This is a genomic window from Streptomyces angustmyceticus (assembly GCF_019933235.1).
Lineage (GTDB): Bacteria > Actinomycetota > Actinomycetes > Streptomycetales > Streptomycetaceae > Streptomyces > Streptomyces angustmyceticus.
Window position 1 is genome coordinate 4,377,501 of record NZ_CP082945.1, and the last position, 25,698, is coordinate 4,403,198.

Below are 25,698 nucleotides of genomic sequence, written 5' to 3' on the forward strand. Positions count from 1 at the left end.
GTGGTAACTATAACCATCCTAAGGTAGCGAAATTCCTTGTCGGGTAAGTTCCGACCTGCACGAATGGCGTAACGACTTCTCGACTGTCTCAACCATAGGCCCGGTGAAATTGCATTACGAGTAAAGATGCTCGTTTCGCGCAGCAGGACGGAAAGACCCCGGGACCTTTACTATAGCTTGATATTGGTGTTCGGTTCGGCTTGTGTAGGATAGGTGGGAGACTTTGAAGCAATCACGCCAGTGGTTGTGGAGTCATTGTTGAAATACCACTCTGGTCGTGCTGGATGTCTAACCTGGGTCCGTGATCCGGATCAGGGACAGTGTCTGGTGGGTAGTTTAACTGGGGCGGTTGCCTCCTAAAGGGTAACGGAGGCGCCCAAAGGTTCCCTCAGCCTGGTTGGCAATCAGGTGTTGAGTGTAAGTGCACAAGGGAGCTTGACTGTGAGACTGACGGGTCGAGCAGGTACGAAAGTAGGGACTAGTGATCCGGCGGTGGCTTGTGGAAGCGCCGTCGCTCAACGGATAAAAGGTACCCCGGGGATAACAGGCTGATCTTCCCCAAGAGTCCATATCGACGGGATGGTTTGGCACCTCGATGTCGGCTCGTCGCATCCTGGGGCTGGAGTCGGTCCCAAGGGTTGGGCTGTTCGCCCATTAAAGCGGTACGCGAGCTGGGTTTAGAACGTCGTGAGACAGTTCGGTCCCTATCCGCTGTGCGCGTAGGAGTCTTGAGAAGGGCTGTCCCTAGTACGAGAGGACCGGGACGGACGAACCTCTGGTGTGCCAGTTGTCCTGCCAAGGGCATGGCTGGTTGGCTACGTTCGGAAAGGATAACCGCTGAAAGCATCTAAGCGGGAAGCCTGCTTCGAGATGAGGGCTCCCACCCCCTTGAGGGGTTAAGGCTCCCAGTAGACGACTGGGTTGATAGGCCAGATATGGAAGCCCGGTAACGGGTGGAGTTGACTGGTACTAATAGGCCGAGGGCTTGTCCTCAGTTGCTCGCGTCCACTGTGTAGGTTCTGAAGTAACGACCTGTGTCATGTCCGGGTTGATATCTTCATAGTGTTTCGGTGGTCATTGCGTTAGGGAAACGCCCGGTTACATTCCGAACCCGGAAGCTAAGCCTTTCAGCGCCGATGGTACTGCAGGGGGGACCCTGTGGGAGAGTAGGACGCCGCCGAACAATCATTGTGGGGAGGCCCCGCACCGTATGGTGCGGGGCCTTTCTGCGTTTACGGACCGGAATACGGACCGGAAAGCGGAAGAGCGGCCGGTCGGTACGCTCGTGACCATGCGCTATGACTTGGTCATCTTTGATAACGATGGCGTCCTGGTGGACAGCGAGCCGATTTCCAATCGGATACTTGCCGCCTACCTCACCGAGCTGGGCCATCCGACCACCTATGAGGAGTCGCTGCGCGACTACATGGGCGGTGCGATGCACCGTGTTCACGAGGCGGTGCTGGAGCGGTCCGGCGAGCGGCTGCCGGCCGGGTTCGACGAGACCTTCCACGGGCGGGTCTTCGAGGAGTTCCGCAGGCGGCTGGAGCCCGTGCCGGACGTGGTCGAGGTGCTGGAGAAGCTGGCCGCCGACGGGGTGCCGTACTGCGTCGGGTCGTCGGGGAGCCATGAGCGGATCCGGGTGGCGCTGACGAAGACCGGGCTGATCGCGCGGTTCGACGAGGAGCGCGACGGGGGCGGTACGCGGATCTTCTCCTCGCAGGACGTGGGGCGGGGGAAGCCGGCGCCGGACCTCTTTCTGCACGCGGCACGGGAGATGGGCGTGGCGCCGGAGCGGTGTGCGGTGGTCGAGGACAGCCCGCTGGGGGTGCGGGCCGCGGTCGCCGCGGGGATGGACGTCTACGGCTTCACGGCGATGACGCCGGCGGCGAAGCTGACGGAGGCCGGGGCCACCGCGCTGTTCGGCCGGATGGCCGAGCTGCCGGCCCTGCTGCAGTAGCGGCGCCGCCGGCGGACACGCCGTACGCCGGAATTGGCGGTGAGATCCATCTACCCAGCGGTAGTGGGGAGTTCTAGGCTCAGCGGCCATGACGGCCCCTCGGGTACCAGGAGCGCAGCTACGGCACGGCCGGGTCGCGCTCGCCCTCAGCTTCTTCGTCCAGGGAGCGGTCTTCGCGCTCCTCGTGACCCGAATACCGGCGATCCAGGAGCGCTACGGGATCTCGGACGGGCTGCTGCCGGTCTTCCTCGCGGCGGTGCCCGTCCTGGCGGGGGCCGGCAGCGTCGGGACCGAGCAGCTGGTGAAACGGGCGCGGGCCGGTCTGGTGCTGCGGTGTGCGCAGCCCGTGGTGTGCCTGGCGCTGCTGGCGGTGGGATCCGTCGGGTCGATGGCGCAGGCCGCCGTGGCGCTGGGGGTCTTCGGGCTGTCGGTGGGGGCCCTGGATGCCTCGATGAACATGCTCGGGGTGAGTCTGCAGCGGGCGTACGGGCGGAGCATCATGCTCGGGTTCCACGCGGCGTACAGCCTGGGCGGCATCGTGGGCGCCTCGCTGGCCTGGGCGGGTGCGCACTGGCAGCTGCCGCTCGCGCTGCTGTACGGGCCGGTGGTGGCGGTCCTGGCGCCGTCGGCGCTGATCGCGAGCCGCTGGTTCGTGGACCGGGACCGGGCGGAGCCGGGGGAGGGCGCGGCGGGGCCGGAGGCGGCCGCCGCGGCCCTGGCGATGCGGCTGCTGTTGCCGCTGTGTCTGGTGATGGCCTGTGCGTACATCGGGGACTCGACGGTCTCCAACTGGAGCGCCAAGTACCTGCAGGACGTCCTGGGGAGCTCGGAGCAGCTCGCCACCGTCCCGTACAACGTCTACATGGTGACCACGCTGCTCGGGCGGGCGGTCGGCGACCTGGGCGTGCGGCGGTTCGGAGCGGTCGCGGTGGTGCGGACCGGGACGGTGGTCGCGGCGGGCGGGTTCGCCGTGGTGGCGGCGGCCCCGGGCGCCTGGGCGGGCATGGCGGGCTTCACGCTGCTGGGGCTCGGGCTGTGTGTGATCGTGCCGCAGACGTTCGCGGCGGCGGGGCGGTTCGCCTACGAGCGGCACGGACCCGGGGCCTCGGACCTGGCCGTCGCCCGGCTGAACATCTTCAACTATGTGGGCTTCCTGATCGGCTCCCCGCTGGTCGGCGCGCTCGGCGATGCCTGGAGCTATCGGGGTGCGATGCTCGTACCGATGGGCCTGGTGCTGGTGACGTTGGTGTACGCCCGATCGTTCGGGGCGCCGAAGGCCCGATACGGTGACGGACATGAGCGGCCGCGCACAGCTGATGTGGGATGAGGCAGTAACGGGCTACGACTTCGGGTCCGGGCACCCGATGGACCCGGTCCGGCTCGCGCTGACCATGCGTTTGGTGGAGGCGTACGAGCTGGACCGCGGGCCGCTGGAGGTGGTCGCGGCCAAGCCGGCCGGGGACTCCACCCTGCGGCTGGTGCACCGCGAGGACTACATCGGCGCGGTCCGCAGGGCCTCGGCGGACCCCGCCGCCGCGGACCTCTCGTACGGGCTGGGGACGGCGGACGACCCGGCGTTCGCGGGGATGCACGAGGCGTCCGCGCTGATCGCCGGGCAGTCGGTGGGCGCGGCGGAGGCCGTCTGGCGCGGCGACGCGGCGCATGCGGTGAACTTCGCCGGCGGGCTGCACCACGCGATGCCGGGCGGGGCGGCCGGGTTCTGCATCTACAACGACGCGGCGCTGGCCGTCGCCCGGCTGCTGGAGCTGGGGGCCGAGCGGGTCGCGTACGTGGATGTGGACGTGCACCACGGCGACGGGGTGCAGGTGGCGTTCTGGGACGACCCGCGGGTACTGACGATCTCGCTGCACGAGCATCCGCGGACGCTCTTCCCGCAGACCGGCTGGCCGGAGGAGACCGGCGGCGAGGGCGCGGAGGGCAGCGCGGTGAACGTGGCGCTGCCGGCCGGGACCGGGGACGAGGGGTGGCTGCGGGCCTTCCACGCGGTGGTCCCGGAGCTGCTGGGCGCCTTCGGGCCGCAGGTGATCGTGACGCAGCACGGCGCGGACACCCACTTCGAGGACCCGCTGGCGCACCTCGCGGTGAGCCTCGACGCGCAGCGCGCGGTGGCGGCAGCCTGCCACGACCTGGCGCACCGGTACGCCGACGGGCGCTGGGTCGCCCTCGGCGGTGGCGGCTACGCGGTGGTGGACGTGGTCCCGCGCAGCTGGACGCATCTGGCCGCGATCGCGGCGGACCGGCCCATCGATCCGGCCTCCATGGTGCCGGAGTCCTGGCGGCACGAAGTGTTCCGCCGGACGCGGCAGTTGGCGCCGCAGCGGATGACGGACGGCCGTACGCCGCAGTGGCGGGACTTCGTCGAGGACGGCTACGACCCGGCCGACCGGCTGGACCAGGCGGTGCTGGCCACCCGCCGGGCGGTGTTCCCGGCGCACGGGCTGCTGCCGTAGGTCCGGGTGGGGCGGGGGCCGCAGCGGTGCGTGTGAGGCCCCGGACTGCCCCATGGTCCGGCACCGCGGGCCGTCTCCGGTGCCGTGCCCCGAAGGTGTGACTACCCGTCGGTCAGGGCACTCGCAGGCCGACCAACCGGACAGTATGGGACACGTGTTGGGCACCGGGGCGCTGCGGGCGCACCTGATCGAGGCGCGGCTCGCGGGGACGATCGCGACGACGCGGGAGAAGAGCCTGGCGCGCTACCGCCTCTTCGCGGCGCGTGATCCCCGGGCGCTGCTGGGGCTGGAGCCCGACGGGGACTGGCGGATCGGTGACGTACTGCGACTGATGGGGCAGGAGTGCGGCGTTTCGGCCGATCCCGCACATGTTTCCGGCCTGGATGAGATCGACCCCGACCGCACCCTCGCGGCGCTGGACCGGTTCGCCGAACGGCTCGGAGAAGCGGCGGGACGCCGGGCGCCGGTACTGCTCGGCACCGGCCATCCGCACCGGCTGGCGGCGTTCTACGCCGCGCTGGCAGACGCTCTCTCGTCGGCCGGCTGCCTCGTCCTCACCCCCGCGTATGGCGCCCGTGTCGACATAGCGACCCGGTTCGGAGTACGTCCCCGCACACTCGCCTACGTACGGGGAGTCGCGCTGATGCGAGAAACGGGCGTGCGGGGCGCGCCGGGGACGGGGGGCGTACACACCCATTCGCCGCTGCCGGTACGTACCGCTCTGGCCGCCGCGGGGGACGGTGCGGGGCCGCTGCCGGAGCTGGTGATCGGGGACCACGGATGGGTCTGCGGGGCAGGTCAGCTGGGCATCGAGGCGATCGGGCTGGCGGATACGGACGACCCGGCGCTGTTCGTCGGCCAGGCCGAGGGGCGGGTGTCGGTGGCGGTGCCGCTCGACGACGGCGTGCCGAGCGCGTCTTACCAGCCGCTGGCCCGCTATGTGCTCAATCGGGCATGTCTGTACCGATAGGAGGCTGTTCGCTGCTCCTCTTCCCCACTCGCATCACCCGCCCCTAATCTGGGGAGTGAGCGCATAGCGACGAAGAGTCACCGGAGGGGAAGCCGGTGACCGTCATATGCGGAAGGTGCAGGTGTGGCATGGCTGCAGACCAGAGGCCTCTGAACGAGGTCGTGTTCCTGACAGTGGCGGAGGTCGCCACGGTGATGCGAGTGTCGAAGATGACCGTGTACCGCCTGGTGCACAGCGGTCATCTGCCCGCGATCCGCGTGGGGAGGTCCTTCCGGGTCCCGGAGCAAGCGGTTCACGACTATCTCCGGGAGTCCTTTGTGGGGGTGGAATCAGCATGACGGGGATTCGCCGACCCTCGGATTACGCCGTTCGCCCGTCGCCGGGTAGGCTGGCCCGATGTAGGTAGTGTGGGCTCGGACGCCCCGCACCGAGTGATTCGAAGTGAGCGAGGGTAGTCGTGGGCTCTGTTATCAAGAAGCGGCGCAAGCGGATGGCGAAGAAGAAGCACCGCAAGCTGCTCAAGCGCACCCGTGTTCAGCGTCGCAACAAGAAGTAAGCGACGCTGATCGCGAATTCGCAGCCCCCCATCGCCTCGTGCGATCGGGGGCTGCGGTGCGTTGTGGGCCGTATGGACGGTGGTCGGACGGAAATGCGTCCTTGGGCATCCTGCGGTCATCACCGCGCAACACCTACCCGATAGCGTGGTCGGGACAGCTCGGCCACGGCGGTCGCGGCGGGAAGGAAGGGCTGATCTTGGGCAAGGTCGTGCTCGTCACGGGAGTCGCTCGGCAGCTGGGCGGCCGGTTCGTCCGCCGTATCCAGCGCGATCCCGACGTCGACCGGGTGATCGGGGTCGACGCGGTCGCGCCGGAACACCATCTGGGCGGCGCCGAATTCCTCAAGGCCGATATCCGGCATCCGGCGATCGCCAGGGTCCTGGCCGAGACGGGCGTCGACACCGTCGTCCACATGGACATCAACGGCACACCGCTGGGCAAGCGGGGCGGCCGCGCCGGGGTGAAGGAAACCAACGTCATCGGGACGATGCAACTGCTCGGCGCCTGCCAGAAGGCCCCGAACGTGCAGCGCCTGGTCATCAAGTCCAGCACCAGCGTCTACGGCTCCGCGCCCCGGGACCCCGCCGTCTTCACCGAGACCACCACCCCGAAGTCACTGCCCAGCGGCGGCTTCGCCAAGGACGTCGTCGAGGTCGAGGGGTACGTACGCGGCTTCGCCCGGCGCCGGCCCGATGTGGCGGTGTGCGTGCTGCGCTTCGCCAACATCCTCGGGCCGTGTGCGGACTCCCCGCTCGCCGAGTACTTCTCGCTGCCGGTGTGGCCCACCGTCCTCGGCTACGACCCGCGGCTGCAGTTCGTCCACGAGGGCGACGCCATCGAGGTGCTGCGGATCGCCGCCGCCGCGCCGCGCCGCGGCACGCTCAACAGCGGCACCTTCAACATCGCCGGGGACGGCGTCCTGCTGCTGTCGCAGACCTCCCGGCGGCTGGGACGGCCCACCGTGCCGCTCCTGCTGCCGACCGTGACCTGGGCCGGTACGGCGCTGCGGTCCATCGGCATCACGGACTTCTCGCCGGAACAGATCCGGCTGCTCACGCACGGCAGGGTCGTGGAAACGACGCAGATGCGCGAGACACTGGGGTTCCACCCGAAGTACACGACGGCGGAGACCTTCGAGGAATTCGCCCGCAGCCGCGGACCCGGGCTGCTGCCGCCCGAGTCCCTCGCCCGCACCGTCGACCGGCTCGCCGGCGTGCTGCCCGCACGCGGCGGCCCGACCCAGTGAGGAGTTCACCCACGATGGCGGACGCCAAGGTCATCCCCTTCGGCGAGGAGCCCAGGGCGCGCAGGAAGGCCAGGAGGGCCGGGCGCGCGGGGCGCGGTACGCCCCTGGCGCCCGTGCCCGAGGCCCGGACCGAGCATCCGCCGGCGGTGCCCCCGCGGGAGGGCTCCGGGCGGAGCCTGGACGAGCGGATCGCGGGCGGGCTGGCGTTCCTGCGCCGGCGGATCACCGGTGACTACGAGGTCGACGACTTCGGGTACGACGAGGAACTCACCGACCAGGTCCTGATGTCGCTGCTGCGGCCCTTCTACGAGAAGTACTTCCGGGTGGAGGTGAAGGGCGTCGAGAACATCCCCTCCGAAGGCGGGGCGCTGATCGTCGCCAACCACTCCGGGACGCTGCCGCTGGACGGCCTGATGCTGCAGGTCGGGGTGCACGACAACCACCCGGCGCAGCGTCATCTGCGGCTGCTGGCGGCCGACTTGGTGTTCGTCCTGCCGGTGATAAACGAGCTGGCGCGCAAGGCCGGGCACACCCTCGCCTGCGCGGAGGACGCCCAGCGGCTACTGGAGCGCGGTGAGATCGTCGGGGTGATGCCGGAGGGCTTCAAGGGCATCGGAAAGCCCTTCGCGGACCGCTACAAGCTCCAGCGCTTCGGGCGCGGCGGTTTCGTCTCGACGGCGCTGAAGGCCGGGGTGCCGATCGTGCCGTGCTCGATCGTGGGCGCCGAGGAGATCTACCCGATGATCGGGAACGCCAAGACGCTGGCGCGGGTGCTGGGGCTGCCGTACTTCCCCCTGACGCCGACCTTCCCGTGGCTGGGGCCGCTGGGGGCGCTGCCGCTGCCGACGAAGTGGACGATCCAGTTCGGCGAGCCGATCCCGACGGCCGGCTATCCGCCGGAGGCGGCGGACGACCCGATGCTGATGTTCAACCTGACCGACCAGGTGCGGGAAACGATTCAGCACACCCTCTACAAGCTGCTGGTACAGCGGCGCTCGGTGTTCTTCTGAGGGAAGGACCGGAAGAACACCGAGCGCCGGCGGACCGCTTCGCTACTTCGGGAGATCCTCGCCGTCGATGCCGAGACCGGGAAGCAGCCCCGGGATCAGCGGCGGGAGGGTGACGTCGGGCTGGCCGCCGGTGTCCCGGCCGCCGTGGTGGCCGCCGCGGTCGTGCGGCGACGGGCTGCCGCCCTTGGACGGCGGGTCGAGCAGGCCGCCCGTGCTGCCGCCGAGCAGGCCGTCCTCCTGGGAGGGCGAGGCCGACGGGCGCGGGGCGTGCGAACCGGGGGCGTGCTTGCCGGAGGCGGACTTGCTGCCGGACGGCGCGGGGTGCCCGGCGGACCCGGAGCCGGTGCCCGCGGAGGCGGGCGTGTGCCGGTGGTGGCCGCGGCCCTCCGGCGGGCGCGGCAGCAGCGGGCGGAGCGGACCGACCTCTTTGTCTATGGCGTCGAAGACCGAACTGACCTGGTCACGGACGTCCATGAGCTGTACCGGCAGCTTGTCGCGCAACTGCGACCAGGTACGGCGGTGGGATCTGGTGAAGGAGTTCAGCGCCTGGATGGGGTCGAGCGAGCCGTCGCGCTCGTACGCCTGGTGCAGGAGGCGGTGGCCCTCGCCCGCGTCGTGGGTGACGCCGGCGAGCGCCTTGCGGACCTCGCCGAGCGCTTCGTGGTCGAGGTCGGCGACCCGGCCGCGCTCCATCAGGCGGCGCGCCTCCATCATGCGGATGGCGGCCTGGTCGAGATAGAGCCGGCCGCGGTCGGAGTCGTCGTCGGCCATGCCGAGCCGCAGGTCCTCCATGCCGCGCTTGAGGCCGTAGAGGGAGTCGCCGGGCAGGGCGTCGGAGCTGGCCGCGGCGACGCCGGTGAACGCGCCGGCGGCGACGCCGACCGTCAGCCCGCCCGCTGCCAGCCCCTTGGTGAGGCGGGAGCGCGGGCGGAGTTTGCCGATCGATTTCGTGGCGCGGTGCGCGCCCCTGTGTTCGCGCTGCTCGGGCACCCTGGCACCGTCCGACGGAGCGCCTTCGGCGAAGGCGGCCTCCATCGCGGCGATGAGCTGGGCGCGCTGGACAGTCTTGACCTCGGCTGCCATCTCCGGCCTCGGGAGTTTCCCGAGGCCGTCGGCGACCGCCAACAGCCGTGCTTCGCCCGGCTCTTGCGCCGGATCGACCTGTTCCTCGGCCGCCGTGCCGTCGAGGACCTGCTCCTCAAGGGCCTGGGCGAAGGCGTTGGCCCGCCGGTGCACCGAGACATTCGCGATCACGGGCGGCACCTCCTCTCGTCATCCGCTCGACTCCCCGGGCTGGCTTTGACTGTCCAGACGGACCGGACGGTTGCACGCCGTCGTCCGCGACCACTCGATCGAGTGAGAGGTGGCGGGCAAGGCATGACCGTATGGAGCCTGCATCCCGCACAACGAGCGGCGCGGCACTCGGGTTACGCACTCACGATGATCTGACCGACCGGGTAGGGAAGGTCACCAGGAGTGAGCGGATGCGGCATGCGGCCGGTCATCGGAATCCGTGGACAGGGGGGTGGTCGGGTCAGCGGGCGTCTTCGGGCAGCAGCCGCGCCAGGGTGCGTACGGCGCGGTACTGGAGGGTCTTGATCGCGCCCTCGTTCTTGCCCATGACGCGGGCGGTCTCGGCGACCGAGAGGCCCTGCAGGAACCGCAGCGTGACGCACTCCTGCTGCTGGGGGTTGAGCTTGCGCACCGCCTCCAGCAGGGCGGCGTTGGAGAGGGATTCGAGGACCGAGTCCTCGGGGCTGCGCTCGACCTCGTTGGCGTCGAGCATCTCTCCGGTGGTGACTTCCAGGCGGAAGCGCGAGGACTTGAAGTGGTCGGCGACCAGGTTGCGGGCGATGGTCACGAGCCAGGCGCCGAAGTCGCGGCCCTGCCAGGTGAAGGTGCCGATGCGGCGCAGGGCGCGCAGAAAGGTCTCGCTGGTGAGGTCCTCGGCCGTGGCGCGGCCGCCCACGCGGTAGTAGATGTACCGGTAGACGGTGTCGGCGTACTGGTCGTAGAGCCGGCCGAAGGCGTCGGCCTCGCCCGCCTGGGCTCGTTCGACGAGGTCCATCATGCGACGGCTGTCGCTGTCGGCGGGGCGACGGGCGGTGGTCGTGCCGGTGCCGGAGCGGCGGGTTCTGCCGGCGGTGGCCTTGCCGACCGCAGCGCTCCCGTCGGCCAGGGCGTAGCAGGGTCCGGCGGCGGGGACGGCTGAGGCGAATGCGGGGACGGCGTACGCGGTGGGGACAAAACTGCGCAGGTGGTCGACGAGTGTCGTACGCAGCGTAGCCAGGCCCGAGGCGTCAACCCCGACGTGTGGGTACACGGGACTCCCAGAGGCAGAGCTTCCATCACGTGCAGTGCGGGACCGTTCACTCGTCGTAGGGACGTGTGGGTTCCGGATTGCGTCTGAGGAGAATAACGCTTCGTACAGGCAGCGCTACACCCAGTTGCTCAAATCATCGATTAGTTACGGTCCGTGCCGGGTTCGTGGCAGATTCAGTATCGATTACTGAGCAACTTTTGATCGGAAGGAAACGCAATCTGCCTGGTTGGAGGGCGTGTTGTGGCTGACCGGCAGCAACGGGACTGAGCGGACGGCTCAGGGGGTAGGGAGTGGGGATGGCCCGCCGTCCCGTACGGCTATCGGGCCTGGTCAGCGGCGTCGGCGCTGCAGTGCGACCGCGGCCGCGGCGCCGCCCGCGAGGGCGCCCACGCCGGCCGCCGCGGGGATGCCGATCTTGGCGGCCTTGCGGCCGGTCCGGTAGTCGCGCAGCCGCCACCCCTGCTCCCGGGCGTGCTTGCGCAGCCGGCTGTCAGGGTTGATCGCATAGGGGTGCCCGACGAGCGAGAGCATCGGGATGTCGTTGGCGGAGTCGCTGTAGGCGGCGCAGTGCGAGAGGTCCAGGCCCTCCGCGGAGGCCAGGGCGCGGACCGCCTCGGCCTTGGCCGGGCCGTGCAGCGGCTCGCCGACCAGCTTGCCCGTGTAGACCCCGCCGACGGACTCGGCGACGGTGCCCAGCGCGCCGGTCAGGCCGAGCCGGCGGGCGATGATCGTCGCCGTCTCGACCGGGGCCGCGGTCACCAGCCACACCTTCTGGCCCGCGTCGAGGTGCGCCTGGGCGAGGGCCCGGGTGCCGGGCCAGACCCGCTCGGCCATGTACTCGTCGTAGATCTCCTCGCCGATGGACATCAGCTCGGCGACGCGGTGGCCCTGGACGATGGACAGCGCGCTGTTGCGGACGTCCGCCATGTGCTCGGGGTTCTCCGAGCCGGCCAGCCGGAAGTAGATCTGCTGCCAGGCGAAGCGGGCGAGGTCGCGCTTGTGGAAGAAGTGCCGCTTGTACAGGCCGCGGCCGAAGTGGAACAGCGCGGCGCCCTGCATGACGGTGTTGTCCAGGTCGAAGAAGGCGGCGGCCGCCGTGTCCCCGACGACCGGGAAGTCCGGCTCCGCCGGGGTCTCGGTCTCCTCGGCGGGCGGTGCCTCCTGGGAGGACTTCCGGGCGGCCTCGGCCGCGGCCTCGCCGGCCAGCACGCTACGGGCCGTGGCGGGGCGTCTGCGGCGGGGGAACCAGCCCAGGGACAGCAGCGCCGCGGTGGGGCTGCGGCGGGGGCGGTGAGCGGGCGACGGGCGGGCCATGGCGCTAGCGTAGCCAGTTTGTTCGGTGCAGCCGGTTACGGGCGCGTGTCCGGACGGCCCGCGCCGGTGGACGGTCGCGTTACGGCCATCCGCGGCGGCGTGTGCCGGGGCGCCTCGCGCGGCCCGGTGGAGCGGGAAGTGTGGATCATGCGCCCAGCGCTGTGCGCAGGCGTTTCGGGTCGACGCGCCAGAAATCGTGCTGGGCGCCGTCGACGAGGATGACCGGAATCTGCTCCCAGTACTTGCGGTGCAGCTCCGCGTCCTCGGTGATGTCCTTCTTCTCCCAGGACGCGCCGGTCTCCGCGCACACCTTCTCGATCACGGCCTGGGCGTCGTCGCAGAGGTGGCAGCCCGGCTTGCCGACGAGGGTGACCATCCGGTCGGCGGGGTTCTTGCGGGGGCTGCGGCTGAACAAGGGGGCCATGGGGCCATTGTGCCGGGTCGCCGCGGCGGGCGGGCGCGGCGTACCGGCGCGGCGTACGGGCCGGATCCGGGGCCGCCGGGCGGGGCGGCGGGGCGCGTTCGCGGTCGCCAGGTTCGATTACCATCGGTGGGCGATTTGTAGGTTTCCGGGGGTATAGCGGTGAGGAGTGAGGGCCCGTGCTCCCGTGGGTGCTGCCGCGTTTCGCGGGCGGCGCGAGCGAACGGCGCGACGTGGGAGTTGGTTCCGCGGCGGCCTGTAATAGGCGCGTGACCCCCATCACTTTGGGCGGACAAACCGGACACCATCTTTGTGCACGCGTTCACAAAGACATAGCCTGCAGAAGACAGGGCGGTCGGGTTCCATGCGGTCGCCCGCAGCCCCGCTCTACCCGCAGGAGCACCGTGGCAACTGGCCGAACTCACCGACCGGCGACCCGCAGCCGAGGCATTCCCGAGGCCACCGTCGCCCGGCTTCCGCTGTATCTGCGTGCACTGACCGCGCTCTCCGAGCGCTCGGTCCCCACGGTCTCCTCCGAGGAACTCGCCGCCGCTGCCGGGGTCAATTCCGCCAAGCTGCGCAAGGACTTCTCCTACCTCGGCTCGTACGGGACCCGCGGGGTCGGCTACGACGTGGAGTATCTCGTCTACCAGATCTCGCGCGAGCTGGGGCTGACGCAGGACTGGCCGGTTGTGATCGTCGGTATCGGTAACCTCGGCGCCGCGCTCGCCAACTACGGCGGCTTCGCCTCCCGCGGCTTCCGGGTCGCCGCGCTGATCGACGCCGACCCGGCCATGGCCGGCAAGCCCGTCGCGGGCATCGGCGTCCAGCACACGGACGAGCTGGAGCACATCATCGAGAGCAACGGCGTCTCGATCGGCGTCATCGCGACGCCGGCCGGGGCCGCCCAGCAGGTCTGCGACCGCCTGGTCGCCGCCGGTGTCACCTCGATCCTCAACTTCGCGCCGACCGTGCTGACCGTCCCCGACGGGGTGGACGTGCGCAAGGTCGACCTGTCGATAGAGCTGCAGATCCTCGCCTTCCACGAGCAGCGCAAGGCGGGTGAGGAGGCCGGGCCCGACGGGAGCGCCGCGGCCACCGCAGCCCGTGCCGCCGCCGCCGTGGCCGGCGACCGCAAGGGACCTGACGGGGACATGCCCGCCGTGATGCCGGCATGACTCTCCTCGTCGTCGGACTGAGCCACCGCAGCGCGCCGGTGAGCGTGCTGGAGCGGGCCGCACTCGCCCCCGAGGCGCGCGGCAAGCTGCTGCAGGACGCGGTGTCGGCCGAGCCGGTCACCGAGTCCGCGGTGCTCTCCACCTGCAACCGCATCGAGCTCTACGCCGACGTGGACAAGTTCCACGCCGGTGTCGCCGAACTCTCCACCCTCCTGGCCCGCCACAGCGGCGCCGGCCTGGAGGAGCTCACCCCTTATCTCTACGTCCACTACGAGGACCGCGCCGTCCACCACCTCTTCTCGGTGGCCTGCGGCCTGGACTCGATGGTCGTCGGCGAGGGCCAGATCCTCGGGCAGATCAAGGACGCGCTGGCCGTCGCCCAGGAACTGCACACCGCGGGACGGCTGCTGAACGACCTGTTCCAGCAGGCGCTGCGGGTCGGCAAGCGCGCCCACAGCGAGACCGGTATCGACAAGGCCGGGCAGTCGCTCGTCACCTTCGGGCTGGAGCAGCTCGCGGGCGGCCGGGACGTCGAGGACTGGGCGCGCGGCAAGCGGGCGCTGGTCATCGGCGCCGGTTCGATGTCGTCGCTGGCCGCCACCACCCTCGTCCGGGCCGGTGTCGGCGAGCTGGCCGTCGCCAACCGCACCGTCGAGCGCGCCGAGCGGCTCGTGCGGATCCTCACCGAGCCGGGCGGCCCCGGCGCCGCGAACGGGCTCGCCGCCCGCGCGGCCGCCATGACCTCCGTCCCGGCCGAGCTGGCGCTGGCCGACATCGTCGTCTCCTGTACCGGCGCGACCGGCCTGGTCCTGGCCGGCGAGATGGTCGCGGCCGCGCGCGAGGGGACCGCGGCGCCGCTGGCGCTGCTGGACCTCGCGATGCCGCGGGACATAGACGCCGCGGTCCACCGGATCGAGGGCGCGCACCTCGTCGACATCGAATCGCTGGCCGACGCGTCCGCGGACGCGCCGATGGCGGCCGACGTGGACAAGGTGCGCGGCATCGTCTCCGACGAGGTGGCCGCGTTCGGCGCCGCCCAGCGGGCCGCGCACATCACCCCCACCGTGGTCGCCCTGCGCACCATGGCCGCCGATGTCGTCGCCGGTGAGATCGCCCGGCTCGACGGCAGGCTCCCCGACCTGGACGACAAGCAGCGCGCCGAGATCACCCAGACCGTGCGCCGCGTCGTCGACAAGCTCCTGCACGCGCCCACCGTCCGGGTCAAGCAGCTGGCCAGCGAGCCCGGCGGCGCCGGGTACGCGGACGCCCTGCGGGAACTCTTCGACCTCGACCCCCAGACGGTCGCCGCCGTCAGCCGGGCCGACACGCGCGCCGACAGGCACGATGCACGGGAGCGGGCATGACCGACAGCACGACGAGAGCACTGCGGCTGGGCACGCGGCGCAGCAAGCTCGCCATGGCCCAGTCCGGGCAGGTCGCCGAGGCGGTGCGCGCGCTGACGGGCCGCGCCGTCGAACTGGTGGAGATCACCACCTACGGCGACACCTCCCGTGAGCACCTCGCGCAGATCGGCGGCACCGGCGTCTTCGTCTCCGCGCTGCGCGACGCACTGCTCGCCGGGGAGATCGACTTCGCCGTCCACTCCCTCAAGGACCTGCCCACCACGCAGCCCGACGACCTGACGCTGGCCGCGATACCCGTACGGGAGGACCCCCGGGACGCGCTGATCGCCAGGGACGGGCTCCGGTTCGAGCAGCTGCCGGACGGCGCGCGGGTGGGGACGGGGTCCCCCCGGAGGATGGCGCAGCTCAACGCCTGGGCCAGGTCGCTGGGCCGGCGTGTGGAGACCGTGCCGATACGCGGGAACATCGACACCCGCATCGGCTTCGTCGAGAAGGGGGAACTGGACGCGGTCGTACTGGCCGCCGCCGGACTCACCCGGATCGGCCGGATCGACGAGGCGACGCAGCTGCTGTCGCCCGACGTGGTTTTGCCCGCCCCCGGCCAGGGGGCACTGGCGATCGAGTGTGCCGCGGTCAACGTGGACCTCGTCGCCCGGCTCGCCGAGCTCGACGACCCGGACACCCGGGCCGCCGTGACCGCCGAGCGTTCCCTGCTCGCCGCCCTGGAGGCCGGCTGTTCCGCACCCGTCGGGGCGCTGGCCGACCTTTCCCCCGGCTCTCGACTTCGTTCGAGCGGGGCAGGCCCCACGGCCGGCGAGCAGGTTGTCACCGAATTGCATCTGCGCGGTGTCGTCGGCACGACCGACGGCAGCACGCTGGTGCAACTGTCCACCACCGGGCACGTACCCGCCTCTCCCGACGACGTGTCGGCCCCGCTCATGCTGGGCCGTGAACTCGCCGCCGAGATGCTCGCAAAGGGTGCGGCCGGTCTTATGGGGGAGCGAGCACTTTGAACCCCACCGCCCCAAACCACTCCGCCTCCGGTCAGGTCACCTTCCTGGGTGCCGGGCCGGGAGACCCGGGTCTGCTGACGCTGCGTGCCGTGGAGGCGCTGGCCTCCGCGGACGTACTGATCGCCGACCCGCAGGTGCTGGACGTCGTGCGCGTGCATGCCCGCGCACAGGTGGACACACCACTGCAGGCGTCAGCTGACGAGGCGTCAATCCCCGTCACCCCCAATGGCGTTTCCGCCCTTCGGGACACCGCCAATCTTGTCATGGCGGCGGCCCGTGCGGGCAAGCGGGTCGTCCGTGCCGTCACCGGGGATCCCGGTCTCGACGGCTACGTCGCCGAGGAGATGCTGGCCTGCGCCGCCGAGGGCATCGTCTTCGAGGTCGTGCCGGGCATCGCCGCGGCCGTCGGCGTGCCCGCGTACGCCGGTGTCCCGCTGCGGGACGCCGAGGGCACCGACGTCCGCTTCATCGATGCCCGCACCGCCGACGCGCGCTGCTGGTCCGAGGTGGGTGCCAGTGACGCCACCGCCGTCGTCTCCACCTCCCTCGACTCGGTGGCCGCGGCCGCCGGGGAGCTGGTGTCGGCCGGCCGCAAGCCGGACACCCCGCTGACCGTCACCGTCGCCGGCACCACCACCCGCCAGCGCACCTGGACCGCCACCCTCGGGTCGGTCGCCCAGGTCCTCAAGGCCGCCAAGGTGCTGCCCTCGCCGGACGGCGGCCAGCCGGTCATAGCCGTGGTCGGTGAGCGCAGTGCCGCGGCCCAGCGCGACCGTCTGTCGTGGTTCGAGTCCAAGCCGCTCTTCGGCTGGCGGGTGCTCGTGCCGCGGACGAAGGAGCAGGCCGCGTCGCTCTCCGACCAGCTGGTGTCGTACGGCGCGGTGCCGCACGAGGTCCCGACCATCGCAGTGGAGCCGCCGCGCACCCCGCAGCAGATGGAGCGCGCGGTCAAGGGCCTGGTCACCGGGCGCTACGAGTGGATCGCCTTCACCTCGGTCAACGCCGTCAAGGCCGTCCGGGAGAAGTTCGAGGAGTACGGCCTGGACGCCCGCGCCTTCGCCGGGATCAAGGTCGCCGCGGTCGGCGAGCAGACCGCCAAGGCGCTGGTCGCCTTCGGCGTGAAGCCCGACCTGGTGCCGAGCGGCGAGCAGTCGGCCGCCGGCCTGCTGGAGGACTGGCCGCCCTACGACCCGGTCTTCGACCCGATCGACCGCGTCTTCCTGCCGCGCGCCGACATCGCCACCGAGACCCTGGTCGCCGGGCTGATCGAGCTGGGCTGGGAGGTCGACGACGTCACGGCCTACCGGACCGTGCGTGCCTCGCCGCCGCCGGCCGAGACCCGCGAGGCGATCAAGGGCGGCGGGTTCGACGCCGTGCTGTTCACCTCGTCGAGCACCGTGCGGAACCTCGTCGGCATCGCCGGCAAGCCGCACAACGTGACCGTGATCGCCTGTATCGGTCCGGCCACCGCCAAGACCGCGGAGGAGCACGGGCTGCGGGTCGATGTCATGTCGCCCGAGCCGTCGGTGCACAAGCTGGCCGAGGCGCTGGCGGACTTCGGTGCGGCGCGGCGCGACGCCGCCGTCGAGGCCGGGGACCCGGTCACCCGGCCGAGCGAGCGGCGTCCCGGGTCGCGCAGACGCGCTCGCAGCTGAGCGGAGCGGCAGCAGCGGGAACGGCTTGAAGGGCGCCCTTTTGGGGGCGCCCTTCGCGCGTGGGCGGGCGGCCGCCGCCCTCGCCGAGCGGGACTACGCCGTCACCCGCTGCCCCTCACCCGCGGCGGCCCGGAGCAGCACGTCGGCGAGCCGGTCCGGGACGGAGAGCATCGGCCAGTGCCCGGTGGCGAGTTCGAAGAAGCCCACATGGGGCTCGGCGAGCACCTGGAAGCGCGGATCCCCCGACCGCACCAGGGACTCGACCACGGCGATGTCCATCCCCGTGCCGGTGCAGAAGACGCCGGTGCTGGGCAGTTCGGCGGTGGCACCCGACAGCCGGAGCGGCTGGGTGAGCGCGCCCAGCGGCTGCGGCGAGGCCAGGCGGGCGAGCCGGGCCAGCGCGTCTGCGCTGACGCCTGCGGTGTTGTTCCAGCCCTGCACGGCGTCGAGTGAAAGCGGGGGGATCCGCCAGCCGTCCTCGGCCCCTTCGGCCCGTTGCCGCCACCCGTCGCGGACCGCGGGATCGGGCTCGAACGCGTCCACCAGGCTGTGCACCGAGAAACCGTCCATCGGCAGGGGCGCCGACACGTACACGATCCGGGACACCCGGTCCGGGCGCCGGTCGGCGGCGCCCAGCGCCGGGAAGCTGCCGTGACAGTGCGCGACGAGTACCACCTCGGGCGCGTCCACATGATCGATGAGCTGTACCAGATCCTCGATATGGGTCTCCAAGTCCGTTTCCGGGCCCGCCAGATGGCGGCGGTCGCCCAGGCCCGTGAGCGTGGCCGCGTGGGCCTCGGCGCCCCGCTCCCGCAGCCGCTCCACCACGTCCCGCCACAGCCAGCCGCCCATATGACCGCCCGCCACCAGCACATACGCCGTCATCAACGCCTCCTCGTACAGCTCGGCCGCGCGGCCGGACCCCCGTTGACCCGGCCGCGCATGCCGTTACGGTAGGAACTCCCCCTGAGGGAGGTTCAAGGCATGACCGGGTCCGCGTCCCCCGACGGCATGTGGAGCATCGGCGAACTCGCCGAGCAGGCAGGCGTCACCGTCAAGACCGTCCGCTTCTACTCGGACCGCGGCCTGCTGCCCGAGGCCGGCCGCAGCGCCGGGGGCCACCGCCGGTACGGCCCCGGGGCCCTGGACCGGCTCCGCCTGATCCGTTCGCTGCGCACCCTCGACCTGCCGCTGCCGGAGGTGCGGCGGATCCTTGCCCAGGAGGACGCGCCGGGCGCGGCGGACGCCCTGGAGGACGCCGTCGCGGGGCAGCTCCGGGACCTCGGCACGCAACTGGCCGCCCTGCGCTGGCGGGAGGCCGCCCTGCACCTTCTCCGCGACTGCACGCCCGAGGAACGCGCCGACCGCCTGCGCCTGATCGGTGCGGTGAGCATCCCGCCGAGCACGGACGTCCTGGCCCGCTTCTGGCGTCATGTCCTCCCCCCGCGGCTCCCGGCCCGCCTGCTCTCCACGCTGCTCGAAGCGGCCGTGCCGCAGCCCCCGGCCGACCCGACCCCGTCCCAGGTGCTGGTCTTCGCCCGGCTGCACGCCGTCGCCACCGACCGCCGTGTCGTCGACATCGACGTCCGCCGCCTCGCCCCCCGAACCCCCGACGAGTCCTGCCGCCCGGCCGTCCTCTACGAGGGGCTGGTCGAGGCGTGCGCGCTCGCCTCGGCGGACGTACGAGACCGGCGGCCCCCGTACGCGGGCGAAGCCCTCGACTGCTTCGTCGCCGCCCACGCCGGCCTGCGCGGCACGCGGGACACCCCTGCCTTCCGCCGCCAACTCAGCGCCCAGCTGGGCCGGATCGCGCATCCGCTCCTGGACCGCTACTGGCAACTCGTCGGCGAACTTCCCTCCGCTTCCCGCCAGCCGACCATCGGCGCCATGGACGACTGGCTCCGCGCCGCGCTGGACGCACAGGTCGCTTAGGGGGTGCCGGGGGCGGGCCGCCGCCGGACCCGGCCCCTCCGACGGGCCGTCGGCAAAGGCACGGGCGGAGCGGGCGTAGCGTGGGCGGTATGACGAAGTACGGAAGCTTTCCCGGTGCGCGGCCGCGGCGGCTGCGTACCACGCCCGCGATGCGGCGGATGGTGGCCGAACACCGGCTGGACCCCGCCGACCTGATCCTTCCCGCGTTCGTGCGGGAGGGCATCGGCGAGCCGGTGCCGATCTCCGCGATGCCGGGCGTCGTCCAGCACACCCGCGACACGCTGCGCAAGGCCGCCGTGGAGGCGGTCGAGGCGGGGGTCGCCGGGATCATGCTGTTCGGGGTGCCGGAGGACGCCAAGAAGGACGGCGTGGGCACGGCGGGCACCGATCCGGACGGCATCCTGCAGGTCGCCCTCCGTGACGTGCGGGACGAGGTCGGCGACGACCTCATCATCATGTCGGACCTGTGCCTGGACGAGTTCACCGACCACGGCCACTGCGGCGTCCTGGACGCCGAGGGGCGGGTCGACAACGACGCGACGCTGGAGCGCTACGCCGAGATGGCGCAGGTGCAGGCCGACGCGGGCGCCCATGTCGTGGCGCCCAGCGGGATGATGGACGGGCAGGTCGGCGTCATCCGTGACGCGCTCGACCAGACCTCCCACGAGGACGTCTCGATCCTGGCCTACACGGTGAAGTACTCCTCCGCCTTCTACGGGCCCTTCCGGGAGGCCGTCGGCTCGTCGCTCCAGGGCGACCGCAAGACCTACCAGCAGGACCCGGCCAACCTCCGCGAGTCGCTGCGCGAGCTGGCGCTCGACCTGGCGGAGGGCGCCGACATGGTCATGGTCAAGCCGGCGCTGCCGTACCTCGACGTGCTGGCGAAGGTCGCGGAGACGGCGGACGTGCCCGTCGCCGCGTACCAGATCTCCGGTGAGTACGCGATGATCGAGGCGGCCGCCGAGAAGGGCTGGATCGACCGGGACAAGGCGATCCTGGAGGCGCTGACCGGCATCAAGCGGGCCGGCGCCGACATGATCCTCACGTACTGGGCGACGGAGGTCGCGCGGGGGCTGTGAGCCGCCCCGGCCGCCGGCCGCGCCGTGACACAGGCTCCCGTCCCGGGTCCGGGGCGGGAGCTTCGTCGTGGGGAGCGGGTTTTGTCCGCCGCACGCCGGGCACGGACCGGTTGTCAAGGAAGACCCCGACCGACCGAGGAGCGGGTAACCATGACCGCCAAGCGCAAGATGCAGGCCAAGGGCGCGCAGGTGATCGGCGCCATGAAGGAAGTCGTCGGCCGGGCCACGCACAACCGCAAGCTGGAGGCCGAGGGCAAGGCCGAGAAGCACGCAGGTCAGGGGCTGGACGCGGCCGAGAAGACCAAGGACGCGGTACGCAGGCCCTGGCAGCACTGACGCGCCGGTCCCCCACCGCGCCCTGCGATTCCGGGCCCCGGCCCGCTCGGCCGCTCAGTCCGCGACGGCCCGGACGAGCACCCGCGTCACGCTCGCGATCAGCGCATCGTCGGCGTCCGCGGCCTGCTCCGGCTTGCTCGTGAGCACGGCCAGCACGATCGGGGTGCCGTCCGGCGTCCAGGCCACGCCCACGTCGTTGCCGGTGCCGTAGGAGCCGGTGCCCGTCTTGTCGGCGACGGTCCAGTCCTCGTCCAGGGCGGCGCGGAAGCGGTGCGCGCTGGTCTCGTTGCCCTTCATCCAGGCCGTCAGCCGGCCCCGGTCCGACGGTGCGAGCGCGTCGCCGACCAGCAGCCGGGCGTAGGCGGTGCCGATGGCGGCGGGGCTGGTGGTGTCCGTCGTCCGCCACGGCTCGGCCGAGTTGAGGTCCGGCTCCCAGCGGTCGAGGCGGGTGGTCCGGTCGCCCAGGGAGCGGGCGAAGGCGGTGACGGCGGCCGGGCCGCCGAGTTCGCGCAGCAGCAGGTTGGCGGCCGTGTTGTCGCTGCGCCGGAGGGCGGCGGCGCACAGGTCGGCGATGGTCAGGCCGGTGGCGACGTGCCGCTCGGTGACGGGCGAGTTGTCGACGAGGTCGGCGGCGGTGTAGCGGATGCGGCGGGCCAGGGTCTCCCCGTCGCGGTCGAGGTCGCGCAGCACCGCGGCGACGGCAAGGGTCTTGAAGACCGAGCAGAGGGGGACCCGGGCGTGGGCGCGGTAGGCGGCCGTCGCGCCGGTGACCGTGTTGTGGGCGAAGGCGCCGACCCGTGCCCGGTGCGCGTGCTCCAGCCGGCGCAGCGCCGCGTACGGCGTGCGGGCGGTACGGGGCCGCGCGGCCGCGGGCGGGGTGGCGGACGCCAGGAGGCCCGCCGCCAGGAGTCCGGCTCCGGTGCCCAGCGCGGCGCGCCGGGGCGGACCGCCGGCGGGCGTGGCCGGCCGGCCGTTCCGGTGTGCTGCTCGCTGCATCGCTGCCCCTCCCGTGAGACCTGAGCGGCCCCGTACAACACCTGTGGAGTACGGGGCCGTTGCGGCAGGAGCGTAGGCGACGGCGGGACGCGGCGGCGGCCGGACGACGCGCGCGGGTCAGAGCCGCTCGGGCGTCCGGATGCCGAGCAGCGCCATGCCCTGGTGGAGGGTGCGGGCGGTCAGCTCGCACAGGAACAGCCGGTTCGCGATCTGGTCCGCGCCGCCCTCGGCCTTCAGGACCGGGCACTGGTCGTAGAAGGTCGTGAACAGCGAGGCCAGGCCGTAGAGGTACGCGGCGAGCTTGTGCGGCTCGTAGCCCGCGGCGGCCTCGGCGACGGTCTCGCCGAACTGGTCGAGGTGCAGGCCCAGGGCCCGCTCGGCCGGGGCCAGCGGCAGCTCCGGGTGCGCCGCGGGGGCCGCGTCACCGGCCTTGCGGAAGATCGACCGGATCCGGGCGTAGGCGTACTGGAGGTACACCGACGTGTCGCCGTTCAGCGACACCATCTGGTCCAGGTCGAACTTGTAGTCCCGGCTCGGCGACGTCGACAGGTCCGCGTACTTCACCGCGCCGATGCCGACCTGCGCGCCGTTCTCGGTGATCTCCTGCTCGGTCAGGCCGACCGCCGCGCCCTTCTCGCGCACCACCGCGGTCGCCCGCTCGGCGGCCTCGTCGAGCAGGTCCTCCAGGCGTACGGTCTCGCCCGCCCGGGTCTTGAACGGCTTGCCGTCGGCGCCGAGGACCGTGCCGTAGCCCATGTTGTGCGCGGTGACGTCGTCGGTCAGCCAGCCCGCCCGGCGGGCCGTCTCGAAGACCATCCGGAAGTGCAGCGACTGGCGGACGTCGACGACGTACAGGAGCGTCGTCGCCTTCAGGCCGAAGACGCGGTCGCGGATCGCGGAGAGGTCGGAGGCCGCGTAGCCGAAGCCGCCGTCCGCCTTCTGCACGATCAGCGGCACCGGCTGGTCGTCCTTGCCGCGGATCTCGTCGAAGAAGACCACCAGCGCGCCCTCGGAGCGGACCGCGACGCCCGACTCCTCCAGCAGCCGCGCCGTCTCGGCCATCATGTCGTTGTACGCGGACTCGCCGACGATCTCGTCGTCGCGGACCTCCATGTCCAGCTTCTCGAAGACCGAGTAGAAGTAGACCTTCGACTCGTCCACGAACCGCTGCCACAGGTCGAGGGTCTCCGCGTCGCCGGACTGGAGCGCCACGACCCGCTTGCGGGCCCGCTCCTTGAAGTCGTCGTCGGAGTCGAAGACGGCCCGCGAGGCCTTGTAGACGCGGTTGAGGTTGCTCATCGCCTGCTCGCCGTCGACGTCGGCCGCCGGGGCCAGCTCGCCGGGGTTCTCGATCAGGTACTGGATGAGCATGCCGAACTGGGTGCCCCAGTCGCCGATGTGGTGCCGGCCGATGGTCCGCTCGCCGGTGAAGTCCAGGATGTGGCGCAGGGCGTCGCCGATGACCGCCGAGCGCAGGTGCCCGACGTGCATCTCCTTGGCGACGTTCGGCTGGGCGTAGTCGATGACCGTGACGCCGGGCTGCTCCTTGAGCGGTACGCCGAGCCGGTCGTCGGCGGCGCGCGCGGCCAGCGTCTCGGTGATCGCCCGGTCGGCGACGGTGATGTTGAGGAAGCCGGGGCCGGAGACCTCGATCTCCTGGAGGAGGTCGCTCTCGCCGATCTCCGCGACGACCTTGGTCGCCAGCTCCCGCGGGTTGCCCTTGAGCTTCTTGGCGAGCGCCAGCATGCCGTTGGCCTGGAAATCCGCCCGGTCGCTTCGGCGCAGCAGCGGGTCCGCGGCGCCGGCCTCCGGCAGGGCTGCCGAGAGGGCGTCCGCGACGCGCTGGTGGACCGAAGCTGCGAGAGAAGTGACCGAGGCCATGAAGATGAGCTCTCTTCCGGAGGGAGGTGTCGTCGGAGTGGAAAGGGTTTGCCAATGAGTATCCCACGGCACTACCACTGATTTTTCGTCTGGGAGAATGGGCACCGTCAGGCATTTGGGCGCCCGCGCGCAAGACGGCGCATTTCAGGAAGCACCAGGAAGAGGAAGGGCCGATCGTGGCTCAGCAGAGCACCGAGACCGACTGGGTCTCCAGGTTCGCGGACGAGGTCATTGCCGAGGCGGAGCGCCGCGCCCCGGGCAAACCAGTCGTCTGCGCCTCGGGCCTGAGCCCGTCCGGCCCGATCCACCTCGGCAACCTCCGCGAGGTCATGACCCCGCACCTGGTGGCCGACGAGATCCGCCGCCGCGGGTACGAGGTCCGCCACCTCATCTCGTGGGACGACTACGACCGCTACCGCAAGGTCCCCAACGGCGTGCCGGGCGTCGACGACTCCTGGGCCGAGCACATCGGCAAGCCGCTGACCGCGGTGCCGGCCCCGGCCGGCTCGGCGTACCCGAACTGGGCGGAGCACTTCAAGGCCGCCATGTCCGAGGCGCTGGCCGAGCTGGGCGTCGAGTACGACGGCATCAGCCAGACCGCGCAGTACACCGCCGGCGTCTACCGCGAGCAGATCCTGCACGCGATGAAGCACCGCGCGGACATCGACGCGATCCTCGGCCAGTACCGCACCAAGAAGGCGCCGGCCAAGAAGTCGCAGAAGCCGGTCGACGAGGCCGAGCTGGAGGCCGCCGAGGGCTCGGGCGCGGCCGCCGAGGACGACGGCAGCGGCGGCTCGGCCGGCTACTTCCCGTACAAGCCCTACTGCGGGCAGTGCGAGAAGGACCTGACCACGGTCACCTCCTACGACGACGAGACCACCGAGCTCGCCTACACCTGCACCGAGTGCGGCTTCGGCGAAACGGTCCGGCTGAGCGAGTTCAACCGCGGCAAGCTGGTCTGGAAGGTCGACTGGCCGATGCGGTGGGCCTACGAGGGCGTGATCTTCGAGCCGTCCGGCGTCGACCACTCCTCGCCCGGCTCGTCCTTCGTCGTCGGCGGCCAGATCGTCCGGCAGATCTTCGACGGCGCGCAGCCCATCGGGCCGATGTACGCCTTCGTCGGCATCAGCGGCATGGCCAAGATGTCGTCGTCGCGCGGCGGGGTGCCGACCCCCGGCGACGCGCTGAAGATCATGGAGGCGCCGCTGCTGCGCTGGCTGTACGCCCGCCGCAAGCCCAACCAGTCCTTCAAGATCGCCTTCGACCAGGAGATCCAGCGGCTCTACGACGAGTGGGACAAGCTGGAGGCCAAGGTCGCCGACGGCACCGCGCTGCCGGCCGACGCCGCGGCGTACTCCCGCGCGGCCCGCACCGCCGCCGGCGAGCTGCCCCGCACCCCGCGCCCGCTGCCGTACCGCACGCTCGCCTCGGTCGCCGACATCACCGCGGGCCACGACGAGCAGACGCTCCGGATCCTCGGCGAACTCGACCCGGACAACCCGGTCACCTCGCTCGACGAGACCCGGCCGCGGCTGGCCAAGGCCGAGTACTGGATCAACACCCAGGTCCCGGCCGAGCAGCGCACCATCGTCCGTGACGAGCCCGACGCGAAGCTGCTCGGCACGCTCGACGAGCAGTCCCGGGGCTCGCTGCGGCTGCTGCTCGACGGCCTCGACGAGCACTGGTCGCTGGACGGCCTGACGACCCTGGTCTACGGCGTCCCGAAGGTCCAGGCGGGTCTGGAGCCGGACGCCAAGCCGACCCCGGAGCTGAAGGTCGCCCAGCGTGCCTTCTTCGCCCTGCTCTACCAGCTGCTGGTCGGCCGGGACACCGGGCCGCGGCTGCCCACCCTGCTGCTGGCCGTCGGCGCCGGCCGGGTGCGCGAGCTGCTCGGCGGCTGACGGGCCCGCCGGAGCGCCGCCGGGGAGTCGTAGACACCCCGCGCGGCCTCCGACCGAGGGAGGAGAAGGGTTCGGCCCCCGGGACGAGGAT

At 71.5% G+C, this 25,698-nt stretch carries 23 protein-coding genes and 2 rRNA genes (1 of these 25 cut by a window edge); 18 read left to right on the forward strand and 7 right to left on the reverse strand.

All coding sequences use genetic code 11. The features are described 5' to 3' along the window. The 10 genes from K7396_RS19600 to K7396_RS19645 all read left to right on the forward strand — a co-directional run. Positions 1–993, forward strand: a 23S ribosomal RNA gene (locus tag K7396_RS19600) (it extends 2,127 nt beyond the left edge of the window). 73 nt (positions 994–1,066) lie between these two features. Then, positions 1,067–1,183, forward strand: a 5S ribosomal RNA gene (gene rrf, locus K7396_RS19605). Positions 1,184–1,291: 108 nt separating this feature from the next. Continuing rightward, the gene (locus K7396_RS19610; protein ID WP_086720233.1) at positions 1,292–1,960 is read left to right on the forward strand and encodes an HAD family hydrolase; all 669 of its coding nucleotides are present in this window, start codon (positions 1,292–1,294) and stop codon (positions 1,958–1,960) included. 88 nt (positions 1,961–2,048) lie between these two features. Beyond that, positions 2,049–3,287: an MFS transporter gene (locus tag K7396_RS19615; RefSeq protein ID WP_086720232.1), complete on the forward strand. Its 1,239-nt coding sequence runs from the start codon at positions 2,049–2,051 to the stop codon at positions 3,285–3,287. Continuing rightward, positions 3,256–4,431 (forward strand): acetoin utilization protein AcuC, encoded by a 1,176-nt coding sequence (locus K7396_RS19620; RefSeq protein WP_086720231.1) that lies wholly within the window; start codon positions 3,256–3,258, stop codon positions 4,429–4,431. The genes K7396_RS19615 and K7396_RS19620 overlap by 32 nt, the downstream gene beginning before the upstream one ends. A 154-nt stretch (positions 4,432–4,585) precedes the next feature. After that, positions 4,586–5,401, forward strand: coding sequence for a phosphatase (locus K7396_RS19625; RefSeq protein WP_086720237.1), 816 nt, complete (start codon positions 4,586–4,588; stop codon positions 5,399–5,401). A 128-nt stretch (positions 5,402–5,529) separates the two neighbouring features. Then, complete coding sequence (locus K7396_RS19630) at positions 5,530–5,739, forward strand: helix-turn-helix domain-containing protein (protein ID WP_006604741.1); 210 nt, start codon at positions 5,530–5,532, stop codon at positions 5,737–5,739. A gap of 119 nt (positions 5,740–5,858) precedes the next feature. Continuing rightward, positions 5,859–5,957: a 30S ribosomal protein bS22 gene (locus K7396_RS19635; RefSeq protein ID WP_003948845.1), complete on the forward strand. Its 99-nt coding sequence runs from the start codon at positions 5,859–5,861 to the stop codon at positions 5,955–5,957. Positions 5,958–6,154: 197 nt separating this feature from the next. Beyond that, entirely contained in the window at positions 6,155–7,204 is a 1,050-nt protein-coding gene (locus K7396_RS19640; protein WP_086720229.1) for an NAD-dependent epimerase/dehydratase family protein, read from the forward strand. Between the two features lie 14 nt (positions 7,205–7,218). Beyond that, a complete protein-coding gene (locus K7396_RS19645; RefSeq protein WP_086720228.1) occupies positions 7,219–8,214 on the forward strand; it encodes a lysophospholipid acyltransferase family protein in 996 nt (331 codons plus the stop codon). 42 nt (positions 8,215–8,256) lie between these two features. On the opposite strand, the gene K7396_RS19650 is transcribed toward K7396_RS19645, so the two are convergent. The 4 genes from K7396_RS19650 to K7396_RS19665 form a co-directional block, all read right to left on the reverse strand. After that, positions 8,257–9,468, reverse strand: a complete 1,212-nt coding sequence (locus K7396_RS19650; protein WP_086720227.1) for a DUF5667 domain-containing protein — start codon at positions 9,466–9,468, stop codon at positions 8,257–8,259. A 280-nt stretch (positions 9,469–9,748) separates the two neighbouring features. Next, complete coding sequence (locus tag K7396_RS19655; protein WP_086720226.1) at positions 9,749–10,537, reverse strand: ECF subfamily RNA polymerase sigma factor, BldN family; 789 nt, start codon at positions 10,535–10,537, stop codon at positions 9,749–9,751. A 330-nt stretch (positions 10,538–10,867) separates the two neighbouring features. Next, positions 10,868–11,851 (reverse strand): HAD family hydrolase, encoded by a 984-nt coding sequence (locus K7396_RS19660; RefSeq protein WP_223660110.1) that lies wholly within the window; start codon positions 11,849–11,851, stop codon positions 10,868–10,870. A gap of 145 nt (positions 11,852–11,996) precedes the next feature. Continuing rightward, positions 11,997–12,275 (reverse strand): glutaredoxin family protein, encoded by a 279-nt coding sequence (locus K7396_RS19665; RefSeq protein WP_086720225.1) that lies wholly within the window; start codon positions 12,273–12,275, stop codon positions 11,997–11,999. Positions 12,276–12,676: 401 nt separating this feature from the next. Between K7396_RS19665 and K7396_RS19670 the strand changes: the two genes are divergently transcribed. The 4 genes from K7396_RS19670 to K7396_RS19685 are packed head-to-tail and all read left to right on the forward strand — an operon-like array spanning position 12,677 to position 17,482. Then, positions 12,677–13,450: a redox-sensing transcriptional repressor Rex gene (locus tag K7396_RS19670; RefSeq protein WP_086720224.1), complete on the forward strand. Its 774-nt coding sequence runs from the start codon at positions 12,677–12,679 to the stop codon at positions 13,448–13,450. Beyond that, on the forward strand, positions 13,447–14,814 hold the full coding sequence (locus K7396_RS19675; protein WP_086720223.1) for a glutamyl-tRNA reductase: 1,368 nt from the start codon (positions 13,447–13,449) through the stop codon (positions 14,812–14,814). Before K7396_RS19670 ends, K7396_RS19675 begins: the two co-directional genes overlap by 4 nt. Next, on the forward strand, positions 14,811–15,827 hold the full coding sequence (hemC, locus tag K7396_RS19680; protein WP_086720222.1) for a hydroxymethylbilane synthase: 1,017 nt from the start codon (positions 14,811–14,813) through the stop codon (positions 15,825–15,827). The genes K7396_RS19675 and hemC overlap by 4 nt, the downstream gene beginning before the upstream one ends. Beyond that, positions 15,824–17,482 (forward strand): bifunctional uroporphyrinogen-III C-methyltransferase/uroporphyrinogen-III synthase, encoded by a 1,659-nt coding sequence (locus K7396_RS19685; RefSeq protein WP_086720221.1) that lies wholly within the window; start codon positions 15,824–15,826, stop codon positions 17,480–17,482. The genes hemC and K7396_RS19685 overlap by 4 nt, the downstream gene beginning before the upstream one ends. 93 nt (positions 17,483–17,575) lie before the next feature. Here the strand turns inward: K7396_RS19685 and K7396_RS19690 are convergent, their stop codons facing one another. Then, positions 17,576–18,367: an alpha/beta fold hydrolase gene (locus tag K7396_RS19690; RefSeq protein ID WP_086720220.1), complete on the reverse strand. Its 792-nt coding sequence runs from the start codon at positions 18,365–18,367 to the stop codon at positions 17,576–17,578. A 99-nt stretch (positions 18,368–18,466) separates the two neighbouring features. Between K7396_RS19690 and K7396_RS19695 the strand changes: the two genes are divergently transcribed. The 3 genes from K7396_RS19695 (at position 18,467) to K7396_RS19705 (ending at position 20,829) form a co-directional block, all read left to right on the forward strand. Then, entirely contained in the window at positions 18,467–19,414 is a 948-nt protein-coding gene (locus K7396_RS19695; RefSeq protein WP_223660116.1) for a MerR family transcriptional regulator, read from the forward strand. An 89-nt stretch (positions 19,415–19,503) separates the two neighbouring features. Then, a complete protein-coding gene (hemB, locus tag K7396_RS19700) occupies positions 19,504–20,493 on the forward strand; it encodes a porphobilinogen synthase (protein ID WP_086720219.1) in 990 nt (329 codons plus the stop codon). A 150-nt stretch (positions 20,494–20,643) separates the two neighbouring features. Beyond that, on the forward strand, positions 20,644–20,829 hold the full coding sequence (locus tag K7396_RS19705; RefSeq protein WP_086720218.1) for a CsbD family protein: 186 nt from the start codon (positions 20,644–20,646) through the stop codon (positions 20,827–20,829). A 54-nt stretch (positions 20,830–20,883) separates the two neighbouring features. Here K7396_RS19705 and bla read toward each other — a convergent pair whose 3' ends face one another. Both bla and argS read right to left on the reverse strand, forming a co-directional pair. After that, a complete protein-coding gene (gene bla, locus K7396_RS19710; protein WP_086720217.1) occupies positions 20,884–21,825 on the reverse strand; it encodes a class A beta-lactamase in 942 nt (313 codons plus the stop codon). A 117-nt stretch (positions 21,826–21,942) separates the two neighbouring features. Next, entirely contained in the window at positions 21,943–23,706 is a 1,764-nt protein-coding gene (gene argS / locus K7396_RS19715) for an arginine--tRNA ligase (protein WP_086720216.1), read from the reverse strand. Between the two features lie 176 nt (positions 23,707–23,882). On the opposite strand from argS, the gene lysS reads away from it, so the two are divergent. Beyond that, positions 23,883–25,607 carry a lysine--tRNA ligase gene (gene lysS / locus K7396_RS19720; protein ID WP_086720215.1) on the forward strand — a complete coding sequence of 575 codons (1,725 nt, stop codon included), beginning with the start codon at positions 23,883–23,885 and terminating at the stop codon, positions 25,605–25,607. Positions 25,608–25,698: the final 91 nt, after the last annotated feature.

What these genes read in the sequence shown, in the direction of transcription:
- K7396_RS19705 (WP_086720218.1), top strand. Translation starts at nt 20,644, where the DNA reads ATGACCGCCAAGCGCAAGATGCAGGCCAAGGGCGCGCAGGTGATCGGC.
- hemB (WP_086720219.1), top strand. Translation starts at nt 19,504, where the DNA reads ATGACGAAGTACGGAAGCTTTCCCGGTGCGCGGCCGCGGCGGCTGCGT.
- K7396_RS19665 (WP_086720225.1), bottom strand. Translation starts at nt 12,275, where the DNA reads ATGGCCCCCTTGTTCAGCCGCAGCCCCCGCAAGAACCCCGCCGACCGG.
- hemC (WP_086720222.1), top strand. Translation starts at nt 14,811, where the DNA reads ATGACCGACAGCACGACGAGAGCACTGCGGCTGGGCACGCGGCGCAGC.
- K7396_RS19615 (WP_086720232.1), top strand. Translation starts at nt 2,049, where the DNA reads ATGACGGCCCCTCGGGTACCAGGAGCGCAGCTACGGCACGGCCGGGTC.
- K7396_RS19630 (WP_006604741.1), top strand. Translation starts at nt 5,530, where the DNA reads ATGGCTGCAGACCAGAGGCCTCTGAACGAGGTCGTGTTCCTGACAGTG.
- K7396_RS19610 (WP_086720233.1), top strand. Translation starts at nt 1,292, where the DNA reads ATGCGCTATGACTTGGTCATCTTTGATAACGATGGCGTCCTGGTGGAC.
- K7396_RS19675 (WP_086720223.1), top strand. Translation starts at nt 13,447, where the DNA reads ATGACTCTCCTCGTCGTCGGACTGAGCCACCGCAGCGCGCCGGTGAGC.
- argS (WP_086720216.1), bottom strand. Translation starts at nt 23,706, where the DNA reads ATGGCCTCGGTCACTTCTCTCGCAGCTTCGGTCCACCAGCGCGTCGCG.
- K7396_RS19645 (WP_086720228.1), top strand. Translation starts at nt 7,219, where the DNA reads ATGGCGGACGCCAAGGTCATCCCCTTCGGCGAGGAGCCCAGGGCGCGC.
- bla (WP_086720217.1), bottom strand. Translation starts at nt 21,825, where the DNA reads ATGCAGCGAGCAGCACACCGGAACGGCCGGCCGGCCACGCCCGCCGGC.
- K7396_RS19620 (WP_086720231.1), top strand. Translation starts at nt 3,256, where the DNA reads ATGAGCGGCCGCGCACAGCTGATGTGGGATGAGGCAGTAACGGGCTAC.
- K7396_RS19695 (WP_223660116.1), top strand. Translation starts at nt 18,467, where the DNA reads ATGACCGGGTCCGCGTCCCCCGACGGCATGTGGAGCATCGGCGAACTC.
- K7396_RS19660 (WP_223660110.1), bottom strand. Translation starts at nt 11,851, where the DNA reads ATGGCCCGCCCGTCGCCCGCTCACCGCCCCCGCCGCAGCCCCACCGCG.
- K7396_RS19690 (WP_086720220.1), bottom strand. Translation starts at nt 18,367, where the DNA reads ATGACGGCGTATGTGCTGGTGGCGGGCGGTCATATGGGCGGCTGGCTG.